We start from the raw sequence: 22,251 nt of genomic DNA on the forward strand, positions 1-22,251 counted from the left end.
TGCCATGAAGCTCGCTCACTTCTTTATTGACCATCCACGGTTCGCCGCAGTGCTCAATATTTTCCTGGTGCTATTCGGCTTAGCAGCCATGACAACGCTGCCGGTCGCACAGTATCCGGACATTGTCCCGCCAACGATCCAGATCACGACGACGTACCCCGGTGCATCAGGCGAAACCATCGCTCGCACAGTGGCTACGCCGCTTGAGCAAGCCATCAACGGCGTGGAAAACATGTCGTACATCAGCAGCCAGTCGACCGGCAATGGCTTGCTCACCATTACCGTCATCTTCAAGATTGGCACGGATCCGAATACCGCGCTGATGCTGACTCGCAACCGTGTACAGGACACATTGTCGCGACTGCCTCAGGAAGTTCAGCTCCAGGGTGTCCAGGTAAAGAAGACGATCCAGGCGTTGCTTCTTGGCGTGCATGTCTACTCGCCTGACGGCTCGCGTAGCGCGGAGTATCTGTCCAACTACATGCTTCGAGTCCGTGATGAAATCGCTCGAATCCCAGGCGTTGCAGACTTTTGGGCTTTAGGTGAACGGCGCTATGCAATGCGTATCTGGGTCGATCCGGATAAGGCGGCTGCATACAACATCAGCGCGAGCGAAATCATGGCGGCTCTCCGTGCACAGAACGCTCAAGTCTCAGCGGGTGCGCTGAATGTTCCTCCTGTCGCAAATAGCGCAGCATACCAAGTCAACATTGAAGCGCTTGGCCGTTTGACGACCCCTGAAGAGTTTGGCGACATCATTGTCAAGTCCGACAATAAGGGCCGCGTTACTCGCATCCGCGACGTAGGTCGCGTCGAACTTGGCTCGGTAGATTATGGATCGAAAGCTTATGCTGATCGCCACGTGTCTGCACCGTGGTGGGTCATTGCCACGCCAGATGCCAACGTGGTGGAAGTGCAGCACGCGGTCTGGGACAAGATGGCGGAACTCAAGAAGGACTTCCCGCCGGGCGTCGACTATATCAAGATCTATGATCCGACCAACTTCGTTACATACTCCATTGATGAAGTCATTCTGACCATCTTCATCGCTATCATCCTAGTCGTCGGCGTCGTCTACATCTTCCTCCAGAGCTGGAGAGCAACGATTATTCCGGTGATTGCTATCCCGATTTCGCTGCTCGGCACCTTCACGGTTCTGGCTGCGCTTGGAATGTCCGTGAACAATCTATCCCTATTCGGGCTAGTTTTGGCGGTAGGGATCGTAGTAGACGACGCCATTGTGGTGGTCGAGAACGTCGAGCGGAACATGAGTCTTGGTATGTCGCCGCTTGAGGCAGCGCACCAGACGATGACCGAAGTTTCGACAGCGCTGATTGCCATTGCGCTGACGCTGTGCGCAGTGTTCGTGCCGACGGCCTTCATCTCCGGGATCTCTGGCCTCTTCTTCAAGCAGTTCGCCATCACGATTGCCGCTTCGACGGTCATCTCCTGCTTCGTCTCGCTGACGCTGAGCCCGGCTCTGTGCGCAGTCATGCTGAAGCCGCATGACCATACTCATGCAAAGGCTCACGGCATCGGCGCATTCTTCCGTCTATTCTTCGGGAAGTTCAACTACGGCTTCGAATGGCTGTCGGATCGCTACGGCAAGGTGACTGCTCGTCTGGTCCGCGCTGGTGTGGTCGTTGCCGCGGTGTATGTTGGTCTGATCGGTCTTACTGGCCTGCAAATGTCCCGTATGAGCACGGGTTTTATCCCAGAACAGGACATCGGCTATTTGGCTGTCATCGTCATGTTGCCGCCTGGCTCGAGCTTGGAGCGCACAGACAAGGTCGTTCGCGAAGTCAACGAGATTGCCCTCAACACCCCTGGTGTTACGCATACTTCGCCTACCACTGGCTTTGATGTCACGACGTCGACTGTGTCGCCGAACGTTGGGACGATCTTTACGTCTCTGCCTTCGCTCTATGGCGAGCACATGAAGGGGGTGACCGCTGCATCGATGGTCCAGACTTTGCGGGAACGCTTGTCTGTCATCAAAGACGCTTACGTCATCGTCGTGCAGCCGCCGGCAGTTCAAGGGCTAGGTGCCGCAGGCGGCTTCAAGATGATGCTCCAGGACCGCGATGGACTGGGGCCTCAGGCGCTGGCCAAGGCAGCGAACGCTCTCGTTGCTGCAGCTAACAAGGATAAGACGTTTGGTGGTGTCTTCACGCTGTACAACGCTGGCTCGCCTTCGATCTATGCCGATATTGACCGTCTCAAGGCTGAAAAGATTGGCCTCACGACTACCGACGTCTTCTCGACGCTGCAGCTCTACCTCGGCTCGCAGTATGTGAACGACTTCAACTACCTTGGTCGCACCTATCAGGTGCTCGCTCAAGGGGATGAAGCGTTCCGTAAGACGCCCGGAGATATCGCCCGACTCAAGGTTCGCAATGCGGACGGAGAGATGGTGCCGATCGGCTCAGTAGCGACGTTTAAGGATCAGACTTCTCCGTATCGAGTACCGCGCCACAACCTGTTCCCTGCCGCAGAGGTGATGGGTGCCGCAGCACCTGGTGTTGCATCCGGTACGGCTATGAAGCGTATGGAAGAGCTGGCCAAGGAAGTACTGCCTCCGGGCATTGGCTTCGAATGGACCGACCTGGCATACCAGCAACAACAGCACGGCATTCCAACGATTGCAATCTTCGCGGCTGCCGCACTGTTTGTGTTCCTGGTGCTGGCCGCGCAATATGAAAGCTGGAAGACGCCTCTGGCCATCGTGCTGATTGTTCCGATGTGCTTGCTGGCTTCGTCCTCTGGCCTCCATTTGCGCAATATGCCGATCGACATCCTGGCTCAAATTGGATTCGTGGTGCTCCTTGGGCTAGCGGCGAAGAACGCGATTCTTATCGTGGAATTCGCCAAGCAACGGCAAGACGAAGACGGCGCCAATGCTGAAGATGCAGCTGTGCATTCGGCTCGGACCCGTCTGCGCCCGATTCTGATGACATCGTTCGCCTTCATCGCAGGTGTCGCACCTCTGGTTGTAGCAACCGGCGCAGGCTCAGAGATGCGCCAATCGCTGGGCACCGCGGTGTTCTTCGGGATGCTGGGTGTGACGATATTCGGCCTGATGTTTACCCCTGCTTTCTACAGCATGATTCACCGCGTCCGTAACAACCCGGCTGTATCGGGTGTTCTGAGCCGGTTCCGTATTGGGAGGTCAGCATGATCCGCATCCCTTCGAAGCTGTCCAAGACAGCAGTAGGTACTCTGTTGTTGACCGCCCTGTTGGCTGGCTGCGCAGTAGGCCCTGACTACACAGCGCCGAAGAACGACTTGGCTGCATTCCACAGCACGGCAGCGGCGGCTGGAAAGGCCGCTTCCGCCCCGTCCTTGGAAAACTGGTGGCATGGGTTCAACGACCTGATGCTGGTCAACATCGTGCAGCGTGCTCTGGGGCAGAACCTGGACTTGGCAGCATCGATAGCTCGTGTGCAACAAGCGCGAGCTGTGGCAAGCAGCGCAGGCGCGCAGCTTCTGCCCACCGTTGATTTCGATGCTGCGGCCGGTTACACGCACCAGAGCTTGCGTGGTCCTCTTGGCTCTGTCGCATCCGGGAGCCCTGGGTTCAAGCGCAACACGCCCTTCTACACCGTCGGCCCTGCCGCAAGCTGGGAAATTGACCTGTTTGGCGGGTTGCGTCGCGGGACTGCGGCCGCTGAGTATGAAGCCATCGCGGCCGAGGCCGACCATGCAGGGACTCGCGTGATTGTTGCGGCCGATGCAGCGGACGCGTATTTCCAGATCCGCGGCTATCAAGCTCGACTGGCTATTGCCGGGAAGCAGATTGAAACGGATGAGCGCCTGCTGGGCCTGGTCAAGGATCGTTACAACGCTGGCGCGGCGCAAGGACGTGAGGTCGCGCAGGCGGACGCGCTACTGAAGCATGCTTTGGCCTCAGTGCCGGCTCTACGCATCGGCCTGGAACAACAGCTCAATCGACTCGACGTTCTGATGGGGGTGCAACCAGGCACATACGCCCAGGAACTCGGTGCTGAAAGCGAGATTCCTGCTGTTCCCGGCGTGCCTGCTGATGCCGAGCCACAAGACGTTCTTCGGAGGCGCCCAGACATCATCGCTGCAGAACGCCGTCTGGCTGCCTCCAGCGAGCGGATTGGCGTAGCGATTTCGGATTACTACCCCAAGATTTCGCTGTCTGGAGCACTGGGATTTGACAGTTTGAACGCTGGCAAGCTCTTCACCTCCTCGGCGTTCACGGCGACTGGCGGCGGAGCCTTGCGCTGGAGACTGTTCGATTTCGGCAAGGTAGATGCTGAAGTAGCACAGGCGAAAGGGGCGAACGCAGAAGCTTTGGCGCTCTATCGCAAAGCTGTTTTGCGCGCTGCCGAAGACGTTGAGAACGCGTTCACGACACTCACGCAAACGGAGATCCATGTAGTCCAGCTTCGTGATGAAGTCCAAGCGCTGTTGAAGGCGCGCGACCTATCTGAGCAGGCCTACAAGGCTGGCTCCATTACCTTGACCGACGTTCTCGATGCTGACCGGCAATTGCTAACTGCGCGCGATGAGCTAGATGCGAATCGGGCGAATGCTGCGAGAGCTGCAGTCGGCGTATATCGAGCGCTCGGTGGCGGATGGGAACCTCCTCCTGCCAATGTGGCGAAAGCTAGCTAACTCTAAGACCGAGGACGGAGAAGGCGGCTTGGTCCAGCTTCTCTCCCTCAACTATCTGGCATGGCGCCGTTGTGCGCCATCAACCTGGAGTGAATGATGTCGAAAATTGTAGATACCTTCCGTAAGCTGCATGCCAACCCTTTGCCCCTAATCCTCGCAAACGCATGGGACGCGGGTACTGCACGCATCGTTGAAAATCTTGGCGCAGCAGCTGTGGGCACTACCAGCGCCGGCGTAGCTTGGTCTCTTGGATATATCGATGGTCGGACGTTGCCCATCGAGGAAACTGTGGGCGCGGTGCAGCGAATGATGCGTGTACTTAGCGTCCCTCTCACAGTCGATGTCGAGAATGGTTACTCGGACAAACCAAAGGTTGCAGCTGACAATATCATGCGACTGGTAGACCTCGGTATTGCGGGCATCAACATCGAGGACGGAACCGATGATCCGTCAGTGCTTGCTTCCAAAATCGAGGCTATCTCAACTGCAGTTGCCAAGAGTCGCACGAGTCTGTTTATCAACACTCGCTCGGATGTGTTTCTTGCTGGCTTAGCTCCCAAGGCCAAACTTGTCGAAGAGTCCATCCGTCGCGCCAAGATATATGCGAAGGCAGGAGCGGATGGCCTCTTTCTTCCAGGAATCTTGATGCCCGAACAAATTGCTGAGGTCGTGAGCGAGATTGATCTGCCTCTCAATGTCATGGCGTGGCCCGGGCTACCGGATGTGTTTGCGCTCGCGAAACTGAACGTCCGTCGTCTCAGCGCCGGCTCGGGGATCTCGCAGGTCAGCTTTGGCACGACCGAGGCACTCGCACAAGAATTCCTCAAATCCGGCCGTCTTGGACTAAGTGCGAATGCCATGCCGTACGGAAAACTTCAGGAGCTCATGGGTTAGGTCTCGCTCAATACAGAGCCGCCAGGGTGTGTGCTTGGAGCCAGAGCAGATAGCGTCAAGCACACGAAACTTACCTAAGTGGCCGACTGATTCTGAATCAGCTTGCCTTTCTTCTTTGGCAAGCCGCCTGCCCCTCCTCCCATAACAACTTGGAGACAAACAATGCTTGAGCTTCGCCCAAACTGTGAGCACTGTAACAAGGACTTACCGCCCGACTCTGCCGACGCAGTGATCTGCAGCTTCGAGTGCACGTTTTGTAGAGAGTGCGCAGACGGAGTTCTGAACCATAAATGCCCCAACTGCAGCGGCAACTTTGCTCCGCGGCCTGTTAGGCCTGCAGAGCTCCTCGAAAAATATCCAGCCTCTATCGAACGCATCTGGAAGCCGACGAATACCGAATCACCAAAAGAAGGCTGACGGATTGCCTAGGTTGCGACGAGCAGCGCGTAAAGTCGATGGCTTTTGCGAATACTGCCTCCCAAGCAGGCATTATTCCATGGCCACTAGGTCATCTCTACGTATCGTGCTGAGCAGACCTATTGGCGGACGATACTTCGTTATCGTAGTGCAGAAGCTTGGCATCATGAGCGTGCCTCTGTCTTCGAATCCGAGACGGAGGCGCTCGCGTCCATCGAGCGGGAATATCCCGAAGCCGACGTATCCAGAATGGCCGGGGAGCGACGCGCATCGCGAAGGACGCAACCTCGTTGAAAACGAAAGACCTAGCCGCATTCATCGTCACGGTACGCAATATTCGCTGCGCGATACGTGATAAGATTATTGGCTACAATCTGATGCAATAGTCTCTAGTCACTCGGTCATCGTCATGCTGCAGAAGAAGATTCGTATTAAAACGCTTTATCTTGATATTACGTCCCAAGCATATGCGAGGTGGATGAGCAATACGCAAGAGTCGGCGTTCTTGGAGCCAATCGCCAAGGCGCCACAGGCGATCTGGCTCACCAGCACAGCTGCAATTCAATATCTCGGTCATAAATTGGCAGCAGCTGCAGCAGCGAATGAAATTGCGGTGCTTGTCTTGTACAACATTCCAAAGCGCGATGATAGCGGACAATACTCATCCGGCGGGGCTCGTAGCGAGCAAGAATATCGAGACTATATTAAGCGGATTTGCGATTTCATCGATGACAAGCAGGTAATGGTCATCGTCGAACCTGATGCTGTACCGGATATGCTAAATGATGACTTCGACGCAAACGACAAAGCCTGGCGCACGAGGTTGATTATTCATGCGATAGACGAGTTGTCGCGCCTTCAGAACACCGATGTCTATCTGGATTGTGGTCATTCGGACTGGCCAGATGAAGCCAAACTCATGACTTGGTTGGACGGCGAAAGGATTCTGGACCGCGTGACGGGCTTGGCACTGAACGTTTCGAATTTCAGGTCTACCGAGGCCTGCCTCCAGCGTGCACGCCGAATCATCTTTAGGACGGACGCGTCACAAGAATTGCCAGTGATCGTTGATTGCAGTCGTAACGGCGCAGTCGTCGATCTTACAGGCAAGGATGCTTGGTGCAACCCACTGGGTGCGCGACTCGGTGATGAACCATCATTGACGGTCGACGGTTTTCATGGTCAGTTGTGGATCAAGCGGCCGGGTGAATCTGACGGAGACCGTAACAGTAAGACATCTGCAGGTGGTTTCGACCTCGAACTTGCCAAACGACTGCTTGGCATGTCGTAAGATTTTATCGAGCTCTTAGGCTGGGGACTTTCGCCTGAACTCTTCGCGCCTCGCCTGACGCTCAGCCTGGAAGCCTGCACTTACGAAAGCTTCCAGGTCTTGCCGCGACACCGGCATCCCACAATGGTCACAAACGTTCGCAAAGTGCGTATGCCAAATTGTCGAAGAGCCTTGGGGCGCAATGAAAGGCGTATCCCAAGGCGGATCTAGGCAGCATGAGCTTTCTTCAGAGACTGCGCTCCATTTCATCGAGCGTCTTCGAGAAGTGCAAAGAACCCTTCTTCGTCCAAGAGCTGGCGCACCCCGTCGTGCTCGCCAAATTTCTTGGTAGTCACCCACCATTCTCCGTTCGAACTCAGTGTCAGCTGGGCGTCGTATCGCAGGCCTTTCACCCCGATGACGCCAGCGGAACCGATGGCGCGTACATGTAGCGGGACGAACGATACGTGCTTGTCTTTGAACCGAAGCGTGTACGACTTCGTCAGAACATTTTCTTGGTCACAGAGTGTACGAGCATCCGAGACGCTTAACTGAATCCTCCCCTCTAGCCAAGCGCCAATTAGCTTGCCAAGTTCCTCGACTGCATTCTGAAACTTTTGTACCGCGTCATGGCCCGTTACTTCTACTTGGTCATAATTCACGAGACTTTGGAAGAATCTTTCCTTTGCGCTACTCATGTTGGCCTCCTGCCGCGATGTGCGAGTGGATATTGGGACGGCCACCATATTGTGCCGCGATATCTATTCGCAGGCTGTGAACACAGAATTCACTTTTCTTGACCATTGCCCGGATCGCCTCTTCCCTAAAGCGTCTCCTACTCCTTTAAATACATATCGAGTCGATGTGCAGCGTTCCTGAGATGTCGTTCGGCAGCCGCAGCAGCTGCGTCAGCATCGCCTGCAGCGTAAGCGCCCGGTCAGCACCGTCTAGACGCTGAAGCATCGATAAGCACAATAGGTCCCCACCTATCGATAAGTAGGGACCTATGTCGCAGTCAGCTAAGGATCAGGAAGATCGTTATCGTCGGGAGCCAAGGCGCCGCTTCTCGGCGGAGTACAAATGCCGGATGGTGCAGACGCTACTGTCATCGACGATGTCGTTGGCGCGCTTTGCGCGCGAGCACGATCTGAACCACAACCAACTGGCCAGATGGCGTCGCGAGTACGAGCAAGGCACGTATGGACCGATGGCGCAGGCGGGCGTGGAGTTCGTTCCAGCATGCGTCGGTCCGATAGGCAGTTCGTCCTCGCAAGTGGCCTCGTGCACCGGAGCGATAGCGACCGTTGAGCTTCATCTGGCCAAGGGCAGGATCGTGATGCACGATGTCGGCGTGGACTGTCTGCGCGCGCTCGTCGAGGCGCTACGATGATTGGCTTGCCTGCGGGAACACGTGTGTGGGTCGCCGCGGGCATCACCGACATGCGCTGCGGCTTCAATGGTCTGGCCGCCAAGGCACACACCACCCTGTCCGAAGATCCATACAGCGGTCACGTCTTTGTCTTCCGTGGCCGGCGCGGAGACCTCATCAAGGTGCTCTGGTGGAGCGGTGACGGTCTCTGCCTGCTGGCCAAGCGCCTGGAGCGAGGCCGCTTCGTCTGGCCGCAGGCTGACAGCGGCAAGGTCCACCTGACGCCGGCGCAGCTCTCGATGCTGCTCGAAGGCATTGACTGGCGTAAGCCAGAACGCACCTGGCGACCGACACTCGCCTTGTAAACTGCTGCGCCGCTTCCTACACTGCGGAGCATGCAAACCGATCCCGCCACGCTTCCCGATGACATCGCCACCCTGAAGGCGATGATCATTGCGCGCGATAGCGCGTTGCGAGATCACGCGATCGAGATCGAGCACCTCAAGCTGCTGATTGCCAAGCTCCGGCGCCTACAGTACGGCCATCGGTCCGAGAAGCTGGACCGGCAGATCGAGCAGCTCGAACTCAAGCTCGAAGAACTGCAGACCGATGAAGGCGTCGCTGCGGCAAGTGCACCTCGCGCGCACACTGCCCGTGGCAACGGTGGACGCAACCCGCTACCTGCGCACCTGGAACGCGAAGACGTCATTCACACGCCGGCGGAGACCACGTGCTGCGCATGTGGTGGTGCCTTCAAAGTCCTTGGCGAAGACATCTCCGAACAACTCGAACTCGTCCCTGCACGGCTACGTGTCATCCGACATCGGCGCGTGAAGCTGGCCTGCACCGGCTGTGATCGCATCGTGCAGGCGCCCGCGCCCAGCCGTCCCATCGATCGTGGCATCCCCGGCCCGGGACTGCTGGCCAATGTACTGGTCTCAAAGTTCTGCGACCACCAGCCGCTGTATCGCCAACGCGTTCGCTGGGAACGTGAAGGGATCGACCTGCCCGAGTCGACACTGGGCGACTGGGTCGGCGGATGTTCGGCATTGCTCAGCCCGCTGGTGGCTGCGGTGCAACGCTATGTAATGGGTGGCAAGAAGGTGCACGGCGACGATACGCCGATCCCCGTACTGGCGCCTGGCAATGGCAAGACGAAGACGGCACGGCTGTGGACCTATGTGCGGGACGACCGGCCATCGGCTGATGCCGCGCCACCCGCGGTGTGGTTCGCCTACTCGCCCGATCGCAAGGGTGAACATCCTCAACATCATCTGCGATCCTTCGCCGGCACCTTGCAAGCCGATGCGTACGCTGGCTTCAACGCGGTCTATGAAACAGGCAGAGTGCAAGAAGCCGCCTGCTGGGCGCACGCCAGACGCAAGTTCCACGAGTTGCATATGGTCCGGCCCAATGCCGTCACCGAACAGGCCTTGGCGCGCATCGGCGAACTCTATGACATCGAGCGCGAGATCCGAGGGCAGCCACCGGACCTGAGGCGCGAGATCCGGCAACGCGAGGCCGTACCTCGGCTCGCAACGCTCAAGGCCTGGCTAGAAGGGACCGCGCCCAAGCTCTCACGCAAGTCGGACACCACGGCGGCGATCCTCTACACGCTCAAGCGTTGGGACGCGTTCACGCGCTATGCGGACGATGGGCGCCTGGAGATCGACAACAACAGCGCCGAGCGCGCGTTGCGCGCCGTCGCCCTTGGCCGAAAGAATTTTTTATTCGCGGGAGCTGACAGCGGCGGGGAGCGAGCCGCCGCAATGTACACCCTCATCGGCACCGCCAAGCTCAACAACCTCAATCCCGAGGCGTACCTGCGCCATGTGCTGAGCCGCATCGCCGATCATCCGATAAACCGGATCGACGAGCTGCTGCCCTGGGCCGTCGCTGCCGAGTTGGCGACCCTCGACGCGCCAACGCCATAACTCCATCAAGCATCACGACCTGGCTTCGCCGACCGTCGTCAAGGACGATGATGGCCGGATGCTTACGTCCTTTCGCAGAGCCTTTGAGCGGCTGAAGAAAGATGCTCCAGAGCGAATGAACAAAGGGACACCCGTAACGCAAAACAACGTTGCGAGGGAAGCAGGAAGGGACCCAACTGCGTTAAGGAAGACGCGATATCCGAGCTTAGTAGCGGAGATTCAAAAGTGGGTTGAGCAACAAGCGGGTGCCTCTCGACCCAAGAAAGGTATGTCTACAACCGAGCGAATCGCGAGGCGTCGCTCTCTTGACGAGAAACTGGAAGAATTTCGGATTCAGCGCGATCATGCGCTTTCGCTATTGGTCGAAGCAGATGCATTGATCTTGGATCTAAAGCTTGAGAACAATCGCCTCCGCGCGCAACTCGCCAAAACAAATTAATAGCGGGTCAAGACGGCATCCAGATACGCCGTCGGTTTTTTGCCGGCTGCGGCATCCAAAAAGAGTTCGATGACCCGGGTAGGGTAGAGCCAAGCGGGACTTGGATTGCTTTCCGGCCACTGATGGCGACTATTAGTTCATCCTCTATGGCGGCGAAGCAGCCACGAATCGCTTCGGACACGACGTCCGCAGGCGAATCTCCATAGATTTGCTACCAGCCCCGCGGGATGTCAGCGCCAATCAGTCGAAGTGGTGGAGCTGGCCAATGCGGCCGCTAGTTAAGTGAGCCTTGCCAGTGTGCCCGGTGACCACCTGGCCCAAGTACAAGATTCGATACGTGCGGCCGCTGAGCGGCTGAGTGGATTAGAAGGGATCACGACACTTGAGGGAGACCTTGGCAATTTGCTCGCGGGCGCATGTCATATCACGGCAATTCATGCGTCCTTCAGCCTTTATCCCTTCCGCTCCATGTAGACAATCACAGTCGACCAACTCGACGTGGGATCCTCGGCGCTGCTAAACAAACGCGAGGCTTGGTCCACTAAATATGCTCACCGATAGGACTACAACACATGCGCGTAACAGCCTCCCGGCTGTATTTGGCGACTGATGCGAATGATCTGCTATATTGCGCACCGTTAGCCAATCAGATGATATTCCTTTTTTCGACTCGCCACCCAATTCTTCATACGGGATACATCCTGAAGGAATGCGTCACTGTCGCTCTCCAAGAGTAGCATTTTCGCTGACGAATGATCGATCACATGAACGCCTTTATGCTCAAGAATCTGCTCGATATCTTTTTGAGGCGCCGCGCCCGGGCCTCTAAAGTATAAGACGTAAGTGCTCATGAGAGCCCCCATTCATTTGGGTAAGCCGACGCCGACATCCTGCTTGGCGAATCCCAGTGCATCACATTTAGCGTAGAGCAGTTTCAGCAGTTCCGCTAGGCGTTCCGGTGTCCGAGGCTTGCCGGTTAGCGTGGGCTCATCCGACAGCAGACAGGCCGCGACCCCGCTGATCACCGGGGTCGCCATGGATGTTCCATCCAACGCGGCATAGCCGTCTGTGCCGATCGTGGATACGATGCCAACTCCCGGTGCAGCCAGATCTACTTTCCCAAAATTTGAGAAAGCAGGGACAAAGTCATCTGGATCCGTGCCGTGCGCTCGCCTCGACAGCCAAGCATGAATCGTGCCGGCGGGGAATGTGTTCGCACGACCAACCGCTCCGACGGATACTACTTTTGGATGCGCAGCAGGGTGGCATACCTGTGGCTGACCGAAATTGCCTGATGCCGCAACAACTAGGACACCTGCCGCCGCCGCATCCTCCACTGCCGATTCCAGTCCGGGATCGCTATCAACGTCTCCAACGCTCAGATTGATGATATCTGCACCGTCTTGCATGGCTGCGAGGACCGCCTGAATCAGGAGGTAGTTGTCGGTTTTGCCGCTATCCTGCTCGAAGACCCGATAGCTCAGCAACTGGGCGTTCGGAGCAACTCCGCAGACCACTCCATTCGCGCCGATGATTCCCGCTACGTGAGTACCGTGGCCGATGCCATTGTCATTGACCAGATTGTACGGAGGACTCGCCACGACCGTGGTGCGCTTCCCAACATTTGGCAGGTCCTTGTGCTGATCCACGCCCGTATCTACAACGGCGACCCGCACACCGCGTCCGCCCCGACTCATAACCGAGGGGTAGTGATGCTTTTTGCAATCTGCAAATGCAGCATCAAGCTTTTGCAAGGTAACAGTCTTCAGGCCATTTGCCGCATACAACGCAGGCTCGAACGCGGCCCAAAAATCCGAGAACGTCGAGACTACACAATCGGCAAAGCCCACTGGTGCGGAAATCGCCACATCCCCAAGGGCAGAGGTTATTCCGTGAATTGAACCGCCGATAGGCAGAATAAGCCGGACCTTTGCGCCGGCAATTGGAGTGCCGTTTTGGTCAGTGACCTTGATTTGAAAGGTGTTGGCTGGCGGTAGCGGAGCCGGAGGCACACTGGCCGTGATGCTAGCCAACAGGGCGCTGTCGATGCCCGCGATAAGCGAATAAGCCTTCAGCGGGTACAACTCTACTCGTGAACCAGTGCGTTCGATCGCTGCACGCTGGTCTTCTGTGACCTCAACAAGCGCCACGTCAGAATCAAGGGCTCCTCGCTCGACGGGAATCATGCCTTCGATGGACCCTGTTACCGCAGTCAACGCATCTGCAAGCGGATCTCGCGGCTTCGCGGACGATTGCCAGAAACCAGATCCACGCATGCCTTCTGCGCGACGCCGTACGCGCACAACATACTTTGCTGCCACCTCGTTCACACTGCCTCCTCAGTTTGTATTTCAGCCACGTGGCCTGATCCGCAGCGCCGTGCGGATGTCATTCAATTGCAACGCTGAACCCGCGATTAACTCTTGGCGCAATTCGTCGTATACATCCGCCTGCTTTTCCGGATCCGAAATCGTCAGGATAGCCGCAAACGCTATCCCTTCCTCCGGGAATTCGGCTTGGTCACGTGCAATGTAGTTGACAGTTAAACGCCAGTCAGATGATTGACCAACCCCCTTTAGCTGTCCTTCGAGGACCTTCACCGGACTCCATTTCAAGCCATCGACCAGCAATGACGCCTCCCTGGAGGTGCGCTTCAATCCGTATGAATGTACCGGCTTGACACGTGAGACATACCGAGTTTTTCCGTCCACAAGCTGCTCTTCGTCCTCATCCTCGTTGTTGACCGGCCCGAGTGTTGCCTGGCGAAGTGACGGCTCGAGCATAATCCGCGCGGCCTCAGCGCCGTATCGAAAGTCAACCGGCGGTGAATAGACAAGTGTGAGGCGAGCATTGCCGCGGCAGGAACCATCCGGACCGACCATCGCGCGAGGCCACTTGAAATCGATGATCGTGTTCTCTTTTATATGCAGCGAGTCAGCAACGACGACACCGAATGTATGCCGATCGAGAGTTAGGATATCTTCGCTGGATGCTGGAAATCCAAAGCCAACGAGATTTCGCGCATAACGCTTTACCGACCGCCCGGAAAGCGGCGCTTTCAAATGCGCGCTATGTAGCAGCATCGCCAGCAACACTTCTCTTGGCGCTGTTCCCTCGAGTTCAGCATCCAGCATTGCAAGCGTTTTCGCGACAAGCGGGGTGGCGTAACTGGTCCCCTGGACCGAGACGCGATTGCCAACCTTGTTGGTTGTATGCAATCCTGTAGACTCCCCATCACCCGCCGCCCCGCCAATCTGACAGACGTCGGGCTTGATCGACCCCCGCACTCCAGGTCCGCGCCTGCTATACCTTGCTGGCGCGTCCGGTAGACAACCTGGAACGCCATGACCATTGGTAGCCCCGACCGATATGTTGAGCAGCGAATCGGCCGGTCCGTACAATGTATCCATCTTGGATTCGATGAGTTGCGCGGCCGCGTAAGAAGGACGCCGATCCCACTCCGGCCGAGCATCATTTTCACGAGCGTTTCCGGCCGAGATGACAAAAAACACGTCATGTTTGCGGGCGATCTCATCGAGACGCGTTGCCTCTTCGCTGAATTGGCGTGTTGAGACCATTATCTGGTTGTTCAGGCTGAAATTAAAGACCCGAACTCCATGCTCCTGCCGCACATGTGCAACTATAGTTTCGAGCCGGTCAAGAAACTGACCCGATCCATTGGCATAGTAGTCGCCAGCGTGGACGTTATCCTTGTCTGGCTGCATGACTATATCGATAAGCCAGCATCCGTCTTGTTCAAGCCGGCCCATATATTGCCCATTAAACGAGTCGGCCCCTACTAGCAATCCAGCAATATTGGACCCATGTGTCAGGTCCCGATGGTCCTCGTCGATCTCCGTGTACCGACCAACCACCCAGTCTTTGAACTGTGCAGAAATGCCACCATCAACGATGGCAACCATAGGATAAGCCTGGCCCTGCTGCGGCGCGGGAAGATTCAGTGGCACCAAAGCGGGCGCATCCGATTGCCCTCGCCTCAGGCGCTGTTCTCCCAGCGCAGATTCGGTGAACCCAGCCTGCTTGTCGATTGCAAAAACCGTCGGCACCGAAACCCGACGAACATTCGGGTGCGCGCCAAGGAGTTCCAAAAGCTGCAAATGGTCCGACGGATTCAGACTCCCGTCCTCCCGCAAGTGTTCTGAGACCAGTTTCAAGTCTTTCGCACCGCGAATGATGGCAAAACCTGGACTGTCCGTCAGTCCAACATACACGCTCGGCACCAAACCTTCTTCATCGCCAAAGACAAGGTAAACGCCAATTTTTTGCCCGAGCTCTCTCACAGTCTTGAGGAACGACGCCGCTGGACTATCACCCTTCACGCGCGGCACGCCCTGAGCAGCAAGACTCGCAACCGACTCGAACAGTTGGACCGAGTACATCGGCGCAAGCCGATGCTCCTCGAATACCTCGATCGCTAGCCTCGCATCGGGCACGCTACGGTCGCCGACCGACCAAAGACTCAGTTGCTCAATTGCGCCAACCTCGGAGCGTGCGCGCGTAGTGTCAAGAACGATCCGCCCCCTACGATCCCGCTTTCTCCGCGTTTCAGGCTCGATGCCATCAACGTCTGAACGAACCCGCTCAAGGGACGTGGCGCTTACCTTGACTATCAGTTCGCCAATGTCGCTGTTCCCAACAACAGGATTCTCGTCCGGTGTAAATAACCGCTTGACGGGCCGATGAGTTTTCGCCCAGGCCTTCTCCTGCAGAGTCACCTTGACGAATCCAGAGGAACAGAAACGCTGTGCACTCTGATGCAAGACCGCTTGTACCTGCTGAATCTCCGAGGAGATGCGCGCCTTGTGAGCTGCCAGTTCGTTATCGCGGTCAGCAAAGAAATCTGTTTTCTTGCCTCCTGGATTGACAACGCGCTCCCTTCTCAGGTTCTTCGAATTTGTGACGTAGAGAAGTGGGTATTCTGCAGCCATGTCGCCCCCGAAATTACAGGATCAATTTAACCAACGAGCTATTGTTGTCCGATTAACAGAAAACGCCTGAGCCAATTCAGGCACGGAAAAATTATAACAGTTAGCAAGGAGTCCAGCGATTTCCCTGTCCGGTTTTGAAATTTCAGCAAGGTTCACTTTGGAAATCCGAGCTGCATGCGTGTACGCGATCATTCTCAGCCGCTCAACAAGCGCGATCGTTGCCCCCTGAAGCACCCAGCTTTTTCTGATCGATCGTACAAAGTCTTCGACCTCGGCTCCGGACGTGCCCTGCAACAGCCACGTGATCAACTTCAGCTCCCCTGCGGCAAATTCCAGAGGCATCGCATATTTTCGGATTATCGACATCCGCTCTACCGTACCGGGCTTCGGCAGCTCCATCTGAATCTCGAAACGACGCCAAACGGCAGGATCCAGGAGTTGCGGGTGATTGGTAATACTGAAAGTGAGGCCGTGCGCGGCGCGCTCGTCGATATTCTGCAAGAGGGTATTGACGACGCGTTTGATCTCACCGACTTCGTTCGGATCATCTCGCAGCTTCGCAATCGCATCGACTTCGTCAAGCAGCAACACAGCCCGATGGCGGTTTGCGAAGGCGAAAAGGTTTCCGATATTCCGCGATGTCGTACCAAGGAAGGATGACATCAGCCCATCAAGCCTCGCGAGGATGACTGGGAGACCGAGCCTCGAGGCCAGCCAGAGCGCAAGCTGCGTCTTACCGGTTCCCGGCTCGCCAAAAAACAAGCAACTCCTCGCGGGCTGGATGCCTACCTGAAGTAGCTCGGCAGATCGCTGCCATTCGGCTACAAATGACTCCAGGGTTGCATGAAGCTCGCTTGCGAGAATGGGAGGGGCCGACGGCAGGTGGTCACGATACAGGACACTTGCTAGTGGCGCTGCCGTCTCTCGGTCCACGGGAATGCGCGACGCGCGCGTCAGATTTTCACCGGGCAGGGCGATCGAGATCGCGTCCTTCTCGAGCGTATTAGGCGCAGCAGCCTCGGTGTCGCCAGGTGCCGTCGCGTTGCTCTCTGCGAGGAGCGCTCGAATAATAGCCCCCCCATCCGGGTCTCCCCTCTCGGCGACGATCTCCGACAGCCGTGACACGAGCGACCGGGAGCTCTCATTGTCCGAGATCGCTGCGCGGCATACATCGGTGAGAAGCGAAAAATGAATCGTTTTTTGGCGTTTCACGTGCAGGTTTTCTTGCAAAAGATGCAAATAACACTACAAACCGTGCAACTTCGTCAAGTACTTTATCCCAGCAGACGTGAGGCCACCACGACGGCGGCTTCACCGCCAAGACTAGTGGGCAGCGACAGCCTGCGTCAATTGCAGCGCAGTCCACAGCTCGTAGGCGCGCCCGCTCGACAGGCCCCATGCCAGCGCAAGGAAGAGGGAGCCGAGCGCTGCTCCAAATACCGACGAATATCGTGCGGTCAAGCGAGAAAGAAGATTCGTCGGCGACAACGTTTGCGCAATCAGAGTGCGAAGCGACACGAGAACAGTCACGAGGAGGGCCAACGCGCAGGAAATCACGGCTCCCTCGGCTTCGAGAACCACGCGACACCCGTCGGCAGACAGTCTGCTCCACATCTCAACAGCGCTGACCTGCTGCGCAAACGACAGGAGGTCCGGAGAGATCCGGTCGTTGAAATTCGTCATCATAAAAAGCCCAGCAATACTTAACATTCCTACTGGCAATCCGTTGACAGCAACCTTTAGCTTCGCACCTTCTTCCTGCCACGCGGCGGCAACGATGGCGATCAGGACGGGGACTACGCTCGTCAGGAAACCCACACGTAACACAAGATGCACGGTTTCGAAGTGCTTCAGGTACAGCCACGCAAAAAGAACTGAAACAGCGAACGCGCCGACAAGCACAGCGGGCATATCTGTCGAACCCACCGGTCGCTCCCCGCCCGGCCGGATATTTGTGATACGCACATTGGAGATCGACGTGTTTCCACTGTTATCTCCGAATGTGTTTCGATCACCCTTAACGTTGAATACGTTGTTCTGGAACTTACTCATTTTTCGTCCATTATTCCGGTTAACTGGAAATTGCCCTGCGCCTAACGGCGTCACGGATTGATCACGCCGCCGCTACGAACCCCGAGTTCAGGCTCGCGAAGTCAGTTCGATTTGGCACAACGCTACGGTACTCAAGGTCAAAGAGATTGATATCGATGACGTCGTGGGCATGGCCGCCGTGCAGCACCCGCAACAGTTCGGACATAGCCAGTGCTGCAGTAAAGACGCCGACGAACGCTGCGCCTACGGCCTTACCGGCGAGCGTCGTTACGCCACACTGATCAAGGCGCCCCTCCCGAAGCAAAGCGTCATACGCCCCGTTTGGAGCCTCCTTCGCGCGCTCCTGCCTTAGCGGCCAGACATCGACTGCCGCCCGCGAGCCCGGAAAGGTATGAATGCGTGCACACTGGAAATCGTCGAAGCGACTTCCAAGTCCAGCTTCAACGATGAAGGGAAAGCCGACCGTATCGAGCAGACGTCTCGCCACCGGATTGTCGACGCCGCATAGCAGTACTCCGGGGTCACTTTTTCCGCGCCGTGTATCCCCCTCAAATAGTCGTTCAACAAGTCGGGTGCTGAATCCTCTTTCCTCAAGCCAGCTCGCGACAACGCGCGTCTTCGGGCGTCCCACATCTGTCTGGCGGCTGACAACCGACGTGCTTTCCGTCGACTTCGATACGGAATCCGTATCCTGGACGATCACTCGTGCCTTCGAAGTTGCCGACGTGTCATATGGCAGCATGCCGAGGCACCAAGCGTACGCCTGCCCAAGATGTCCAAGGCCAAGCATCCAAATGTCGGATGGCAGATAGGTGAGCGGTGGCCCGTCGCTTGCCGCGGAGGCCCACGCGGGTGTGGCCGGATCCCAAAGAGAAATGCCGAGTGTCCGCCTGCCGGCGAGCGGCGAGATCCCGCTCACAGACAGGAATGCCTCGCCTACGGCGAGTGCTGCAGCGGCGACGGACGCGAGCGGCATGACGTAGCCTTTCACTTCGCCTGGATGGTCGCTCGCGGGAGCGATTCCGGCACGCCAGCCGCAGGTAACCAGTCTCACGTGAAAGCCCGACGCCAGCACGCCCGTAGTCTCGCCAATCGATACTACCGGGGTCTGCCCTGGCGTACCGATCTTCGCGCCTGCCTGCAGCAATGCGTCTACAAGAGTACCGGTGTGCCCGATACACGGGTGGGCTGGCGCATCCAGTTCGACGGATACGTAGACCCCACCGAGAAACACACGTCGGGCCAGCTCTACCGCTGTGAGCGCGGCGATCTGTCCGTGCTGCAGTCGCGCATGGTTCGCGTCGATGTGGAGCTGAAGTCTGTAGCCATCGAGTATCGCCTCTGCTTCCTCGAAGGTTTTCGCACGTCCGCTGTCGACGAGCTGTTTCAACGTTCGGTTGACGGTTTCGCTGTTGATGGTTTCGGTCATAGTGCCACCTAGATGCCGACGTAGAAAAAGTTAACCCTGTCTGTATTCACGACCGTGTGCCACTGTCGGCCACCGAGATAGCGATAGAGGCCCAGCGAGCCACGTCGCACTTCTCCCTGCGCGTAGTTCGGCACGATCAGCGAGATGTGACCGATGACGGAAATCATTGGGTTGAGCTGATCCGATTCACTCTGTTCCGGCCCGCCGGGATGCGTATGAACATCGGCCACAACCTGCAGATTCCGCTGGCGGCAGTACGCCCACAGCTTTCCCATGCTTGCACCGTTCAACTGCACGAAGCCTTTGTCGAGCGCATGGGGATCAATGTCATCGTACAGCACGAAGTCGCTAATGACCCGTGCGGTATCGTCTATTGAGCCTAGTAGAAAAGCACCACTTTCCCGGTGGCCAGCTCCCCGCTCGCGCAAGCCGCGCAACAACCTGCGCCACACGAACATGTCACACGCAAGCTCATGCTGCGGCGACCAGAGGCGACGTAAAGTCCGCCGAATGGAGTAGTTCATAGACTGCCTCGATATATTGGACGATGGATCCATCTGGCCGCCACAGTTTGGCGGGCATCTGGGCAATCCATCCAGGGTGGGTCGCGATAGTTACGCGGTCACAAGGAAGGTAGAGCGCGGTGCCAGCGTTCCAATCAAGTCGGAACACCTCCCCGACTCGACCGCCCTTGCTGCGAGGCCAGTGTGCGTCTGTCAGCCTCATGTTCGCGTTGACATCCCACAACTGTGCGGTGGGTGGTTGCGCGGGATATCCAGAAAGTTCAAACCGCAGAACGAACGTGCCAACCGACGCCGAGACCTCGATCAGGGCGATGGGCCACTCGACTCTGATGAGGTTCCATCGCCCGTCAGCGACGCCCATGCGGAATACCGGCTGCTCGATACTCACGGAGAATGCCCGGTGGTCCGGTGAAAGGGTGTCGGTCGCCGTGCTCATGTCTTACCCCTGGATCCGCTCGTTCGGTACGAGGTCGAACGCAACCACGCATGCATGACCTTGCGTGAGAGAACCGATATGAGTCGACGGCGAAGGACGTGTCAATGTGCCATGCAGTTGAAGAACATGTTCCGCAGCATGCGACGGGTCGACACGGAATTTCTCATCGGCCCATGCCTTAACAGCTGCTACCGTCTTTGAGGGTGAGAATTGATGCTTCGCCTCCTGACCGTTGAAGTACACAAGTACTTCGACCTTGAGGTGGCGATGGACATGGACTTTCGGATGTTGCTTTTTCTTCAGCAGGGCAAGAAAGGCTTCTTCCGTGATCGGCTCATCGCCGCCCTCCTCGAACACGAGGACTTCTTCGATTTCCATATCGTTGCCGATCAAGAGTTCCTTGAAAACCTTGAGATTCAGACCGTCGAACTGCTCGATGGCGTAAACTTGAGTAGCGCTTTGCTTTTGGACAAAAATAGTCATTTTTGACAACCCTCAAAGAATTAGGCACTGGCGAGCGTTCTCGCCGGCCCTGTACTTGAGAGATCGGAATCTGACGGGAAAAGCGGAAAGCAAGATCGTCAGATTTTTGTCTTCCATGCATCTCTGGGGAAGACGTCCTAGATCGTTAGGGGAGCAATGGCCATCGTGGGCGGGGTGGGCCACGCGCTTGAACGGCTTGAGGCAATCGTTGATGCCTTCGACTAGATTGTTAGCGAATGGCCTGCGAATATGGATCGGGTTCCGCGACCGATATGGCACTTTGATGACCATGCAAAACTGACCCACCTAAGCTGAGATTTTTCATCAAAAACTGACCCACATGTTGGCGCTCGAGTCCGGCCGGCCAAGTGCAGACCATGTACTGAACGTACTTGCCCGACTGAAGACTGCTGGCAGGGATAAGACGGATGGAGTGCAGACGTCGTTCAGGTTGAAAGAGGAGCCAGTCGCCAACGTCCACCGGTATGAGCGCCTGCGCTCGGTACATCAACCGGAGGACGGCCATGTCGAATGAGACCGTTGCTCAACTCAAAGCCCTCAAGCTGCACGGCATGGCGCGAAGCTGGCCAGAACTGCTTGGCCAGGCTCGGCATACTGGCTTCGAACCAGAGCGGTTCATGGACCTACTCCTGCAAGCCGAGACCGCCGACCGGCTGGTCCATCGCCTATCAGATGGCAGCAGCCCGCTTCCCTGCCCATCGAGACCTAGCAGGCTTCGACTTCAGTCAAGCCTCTGTGGACGAGAATCTGGTGCGGGAGCTGCACACTCTGCGCTTCTGCGACTCGGCGCGGAACATAGTGTTCATCGGCGGGCCCGGTACCGGGAAGACCCACTTGGCCAGTTCGCTGGGCATTGAGGCTATCCAGCAGCACGCCAAGCGAGTGCGCCTCTATTCGACAGTCGAGTTGGTGAACCAGCTCGAAGCGGAGAAGGCGGCGGGTAAGCCCGGCCAACTAGCGCATCGCCTAATGTATATGGATGCCGTGATTCTGGATGAGTAGGATTACTTGCCCTTTACCCAGACCGGCGGTGCCCTGCTGTTCCATCTGTTCTCAAAGCTCTACGAGCGGACCAGCATCGTCATCATCACGACCAACCTGAGCTTTACGGAATGGGCAAACGTGTTCGGAGACGCCAAGCTGACCATAGCTCTGTTAGACCGCCTGACCCACCACTGCCACATTGTGGAGACAGGGAATGACTCGCGGCGCTTCCGTAACAGCAGCACCGTAGAGAAAAAACGCGTCTACCAGGAAGGCCAGCGCAAAGGCCATGCCATCACCCTGAATCGATTCACCTGAGTAGGGTCAAGCGCGCTGTGGGGTGGGTAAAATTTAGATGAAAACACTGGGTCAGTATCCGGTGGAAATCAACAACCTGCTGAAAGAC

18 protein-coding genes and 2 pseudogenes are annotated in these 22,251 nt (G+C 57.0%); 10 read left to right on the forward strand and 10 right to left on the reverse strand.

What is annotated here, in order from left to right; translation table 11 throughout:
- Nucleotides 1-4 precede the first annotated feature (4 nt).
- The 5 genes from ACKI2N_RS15545 to ACKI2N_RS15565 all read left to right on the forward strand — a co-directional run bounded on the left by ACKI2N_RS15545 (nucleotide 5) and on the right by ACKI2N_RS15565 (nucleotide 7,246).
- The gene (locus tag ACKI2N_RS15545; protein WP_420993653.1) at nucleotides 5-3,178 is read left to right on the forward strand and encodes an efflux RND transporter permease subunit; all 3,174 of its coding nucleotides are present in this window, start codon (nucleotides 5-7) and stop codon (nucleotides 3,176-3,178) included.
- On the forward strand, nucleotides 3,175-4,644 hold the full coding sequence (locus ACKI2N_RS15550) for an efflux transporter outer membrane subunit (protein WP_420993652.1): 1,470 nt from the start codon (nucleotides 3,175-3,177) through the stop codon (nucleotides 4,642-4,644). Before ACKI2N_RS15545 ends, ACKI2N_RS15550 begins: the two co-directional genes overlap by 4 nt.
- 93 nt (nucleotides 4,645-4,737) lie before the next feature.
- Nucleotides 4,738-5,538, forward strand: coding sequence for an isocitrate lyase/PEP mutase family protein (locus tag ACKI2N_RS15555; protein ID WP_420993651.1), 801 nt, complete (start codon nucleotides 4,738-4,740; stop codon nucleotides 5,536-5,538).
- A gap of 162 nt (nucleotides 5,539-5,700) precedes the next feature.
- Nucleotides 5,701-5,955, forward strand: a complete 255-nt coding sequence (locus ACKI2N_RS15560) for a DUF1272 domain-containing protein (RefSeq protein ID WP_420993650.1) — start codon at nucleotides 5,701-5,703, stop codon at nucleotides 5,953-5,955.
- Between the two features lie 409 nt (nucleotides 5,956-6,364).
- Nucleotides 6,365-7,246, forward strand: coding sequence for a glycoside hydrolase family 6 protein (locus ACKI2N_RS15565; protein ID WP_420993649.1), 882 nt, complete (start codon nucleotides 6,365-6,367; stop codon nucleotides 7,244-7,246).
- A 245-nt stretch (nucleotides 7,247-7,491) separates the two neighbouring features.
- Here ACKI2N_RS15565 and ACKI2N_RS15570 read toward each other — a convergent pair whose 3' ends face one another.
- Complete coding sequence (locus tag ACKI2N_RS15570) at nucleotides 7,492-7,923, reverse strand: hypothetical protein (protein ID WP_420993648.1); 432 nt, start codon at nucleotides 7,921-7,923, stop codon at nucleotides 7,492-7,494.
- Nucleotides 7,924-8,231: 308 nt separating this feature from the next.
- Between ACKI2N_RS15570 and tnpA the strand changes: the two genes are divergently transcribed.
- The 3 genes from tnpA to tnpC are packed head-to-tail and all read left to right on the forward strand — an operon-like array spanning nucleotide 8,232 to nucleotide 10,528.
- Complete coding sequence (gene tnpA / locus ACKI2N_RS15575; protein ID WP_420993647.1) at nucleotides 8,232-8,615, forward strand: IS66 family insertion sequence element accessory protein TnpA; 384 nt, start codon at nucleotides 8,232-8,234, stop codon at nucleotides 8,613-8,615.
- Nucleotides 8,612-8,959: an IS66 family insertion sequence element accessory protein TnpB gene (tnpB, locus tag ACKI2N_RS15580; RefSeq protein WP_420993646.1), complete on the forward strand. Its 348-nt coding sequence runs from the start codon at nucleotides 8,612-8,614 to the stop codon at nucleotides 8,957-8,959. Before tnpA ends, tnpB begins: the two co-directional genes overlap by 4 nt.
- Nucleotides 8,960-8,989: 30 nt before the next feature.
- Nucleotides 8,990-10,528, forward strand: coding sequence for an IS66 family transposase (tnpC, locus tag ACKI2N_RS15585; RefSeq protein ID WP_420993645.1), 1,539 nt, complete (start codon nucleotides 8,990-8,992; stop codon nucleotides 10,526-10,528).
- A gap of 1,077 nt (nucleotides 10,529-11,605) precedes the next feature.
- On the opposite strand, the gene ACKI2N_RS15590 is transcribed toward tnpC, so the two are convergent.
- The 9 genes from ACKI2N_RS15590 to ACKI2N_RS15630 form a co-directional block, all read right to left on the reverse strand.
- Nucleotides 11,606-11,818, reverse strand: coding sequence for a hypothetical protein (locus ACKI2N_RS15590; RefSeq protein ID WP_420993644.1), 213 nt, complete (start codon nucleotides 11,816-11,818; stop codon nucleotides 11,606-11,608).
- A gap of 12 nt (nucleotides 11,819-11,830) precedes the next feature.
- Complete coding sequence (locus ACKI2N_RS15595; RefSeq protein ID WP_420993643.1) at nucleotides 11,831-13,297, reverse strand: S8 family serine peptidase; 1,467 nt, start codon at nucleotides 13,295-13,297, stop codon at nucleotides 11,831-11,833.
- Nucleotides 13,298-13,318: 21 nt separating this feature from the next.
- Nucleotides 13,319-15,916 carry a S8 family peptidase gene (locus ACKI2N_RS15600; RefSeq protein WP_420993642.1) on the reverse strand — a complete coding sequence of 866 codons (2,598 nt, stop codon included), beginning with the start codon at nucleotides 15,914-15,916 and terminating at the stop codon, nucleotides 13,319-13,321.
- A gap of 21 nt (nucleotides 15,917-15,937) precedes the next feature.
- Complete coding sequence (locus tag ACKI2N_RS15605) at nucleotides 15,938-17,128, reverse strand: AAA family ATPase (protein ID WP_420993641.1); 1,191 nt, start codon at nucleotides 17,126-17,128, stop codon at nucleotides 15,938-15,940.
- A 111-nt stretch (nucleotides 17,129-17,239) separates the two neighbouring features.
- Entirely contained in the window at nucleotides 17,240-17,968 is a 729-nt protein-coding gene (locus ACKI2N_RS15610; RefSeq protein WP_420993640.1) for a hypothetical protein, read from the reverse strand.
- A gap of 61 nt (nucleotides 17,969-18,029) precedes the next feature.
- Nucleotides 18,030-19,397, reverse strand: coding sequence for a hypothetical protein (locus tag ACKI2N_RS15615; protein WP_420993639.1), 1,368 nt, complete (start codon nucleotides 19,395-19,397; stop codon nucleotides 18,030-18,032).
- A gap of 8 nt (nucleotides 19,398-19,405) precedes the next feature.
- Entirely contained in the window at nucleotides 19,406-19,921 is a 516-nt protein-coding gene (locus ACKI2N_RS15620) for a hypothetical protein (protein ID WP_420993638.1), read from the reverse strand.
- On the reverse strand, nucleotides 19,869-20,357 hold the full coding sequence (locus tag ACKI2N_RS15625; RefSeq protein ID WP_420993637.1) for a DUF7665 family protein: 489 nt from the start codon (nucleotides 20,355-20,357) through the stop codon (nucleotides 19,869-19,871). Before ACKI2N_RS15625 ends, ACKI2N_RS15620 begins: the two co-directional genes overlap by 53 nt.
- A 3-nt stretch (nucleotides 20,358-20,360) precedes the next feature.
- Nucleotides 20,361-20,840: a hypothetical protein gene (locus ACKI2N_RS15630; RefSeq protein WP_420993636.1), complete on the reverse strand. Its 480-nt coding sequence runs from the start codon at nucleotides 20,838-20,840 to the stop codon at nucleotides 20,361-20,363.
- A 343-nt stretch (nucleotides 20,841-21,183) separates the two neighbouring features.
- Between ACKI2N_RS15630 and ACKI2N_RS15635 the strand changes: the two are divergent.
- Together ACKI2N_RS15635 and istB are read left to right on the forward strand one after the other, a co-directional pair.
- Nucleotides 21,184-21,375 (forward strand): annotated as a pseudogene (locus ACKI2N_RS15635) (IS21 family transposase); the annotation flags it as partial.
- Nucleotides 21,365-22,163 (forward strand): annotated as a pseudogene (gene istB / locus ACKI2N_RS15640) (IS21-like element helper ATPase IstB). The pseudogenes ACKI2N_RS15635 and istB, both read left to right, overlap by 11 nt.
- Nucleotides 22,164-22,251 lie beyond the last annotated feature (88 nt).

Source organism: Cupriavidus sp. 30B13 (genome assembly GCF_049059565.2).
Classification (GTDB): Bacteria; Pseudomonadota; Gammaproteobacteria; order Burkholderiales; family Burkholderiaceae; genus Cupriavidus.

Excerpts from the sequence above, each read along its gene's own strand:
- ACKI2N_RS15545 (WP_420993653.1), top strand. The coding sequence starts at position 5 with ATGAAGCTCGCTCACTTCTTTATTGACCATCCACGGTTCGCCGCAGTG.
- ACKI2N_RS15550 (WP_420993652.1), top strand. The coding sequence starts at position 3,175 with ATGATCCGCATCCCTTCGAAGCTGTCCAAGACAGCAGTAGGTACTCTG.
- ACKI2N_RS15555 (WP_420993651.1), top strand. The coding sequence starts at position 4,738 with ATGATGTCGAAAATTGTAGATACCTTCCGTAAGCTGCATGCCAACCCT.
- ACKI2N_RS15560 (WP_420993650.1), top strand. The coding sequence starts at position 5,701 with ATGCTTGAGCTTCGCCCAAACTGTGAGCACTGTAACAAGGACTTACCG.
- ACKI2N_RS15565 (WP_420993649.1), top strand. The coding sequence starts at position 6,365 with ATGCTGCAGAAGAAGATTCGTATTAAAACGCTTTATCTTGATATTACG.
- ACKI2N_RS15570 (WP_420993648.1), bottom strand. The coding sequence starts at position 7,923 with ATGAGTAGCGCAAAGGAAAGATTCTTCCAAAGTCTCGTGAATTATGAC.
- tnpA (WP_420993647.1), top strand. The coding sequence starts at position 8,232 with ATGTCGCAGTCAGCTAAGGATCAGGAAGATCGTTATCGTCGGGAGCCA.
- tnpB (WP_420993646.1), top strand. The coding sequence starts at position 8,612 with ATGATTGGCTTGCCTGCGGGAACACGTGTGTGGGTCGCCGCGGGCATC.
- tnpC (WP_420993645.1), top strand. The coding sequence starts at position 8,990 with ATGCAAACCGATCCCGCCACGCTTCCCGATGACATCGCCACCCTGAAG.
- ACKI2N_RS15590 (WP_420993644.1), bottom strand. The coding sequence starts at position 11,818 with ATGAGCACTTACGTCTTATACTTTAGAGGCCCGGGCGCGGCGCCTCAA.
- ACKI2N_RS15600 (WP_420993642.1), bottom strand. The coding sequence starts at position 15,916 with ATGGCTGCAGAATACCCACTTCTCTACGTCACAAATTCGAAGAACCTG.
- ACKI2N_RS15610 (WP_420993640.1), bottom strand. The coding sequence starts at position 17,968 with ATGAGTAAGTTCCAGAACAACGTATTCAACGTTAAGGGTGATCGAAAC.
- ACKI2N_RS15615 (WP_420993639.1), bottom strand. The coding sequence starts at position 19,397 with ATGACCGAAACCATCAACAGCGAAACCGTCAACCGAACGTTGAAACAG.
- ACKI2N_RS15620 (WP_420993638.1), bottom strand. The coding sequence starts at position 19,921 with ATGAACTACTCCATTCGGCGGACTTTACGTCGCCTCTGGTCGCCGCAG.
- ACKI2N_RS15625 (WP_420993637.1), bottom strand. The coding sequence starts at position 20,357 with ATGAGCACGGCGACCGACACCCTTTCACCGGACCACCGGGCATTCTCC.
- ACKI2N_RS15630 (WP_420993636.1), bottom strand. The coding sequence starts at position 20,840 with ATGACTATTTTTGTCCAAAAGCAAAGCGCTACTCAAGTTTACGCCATC.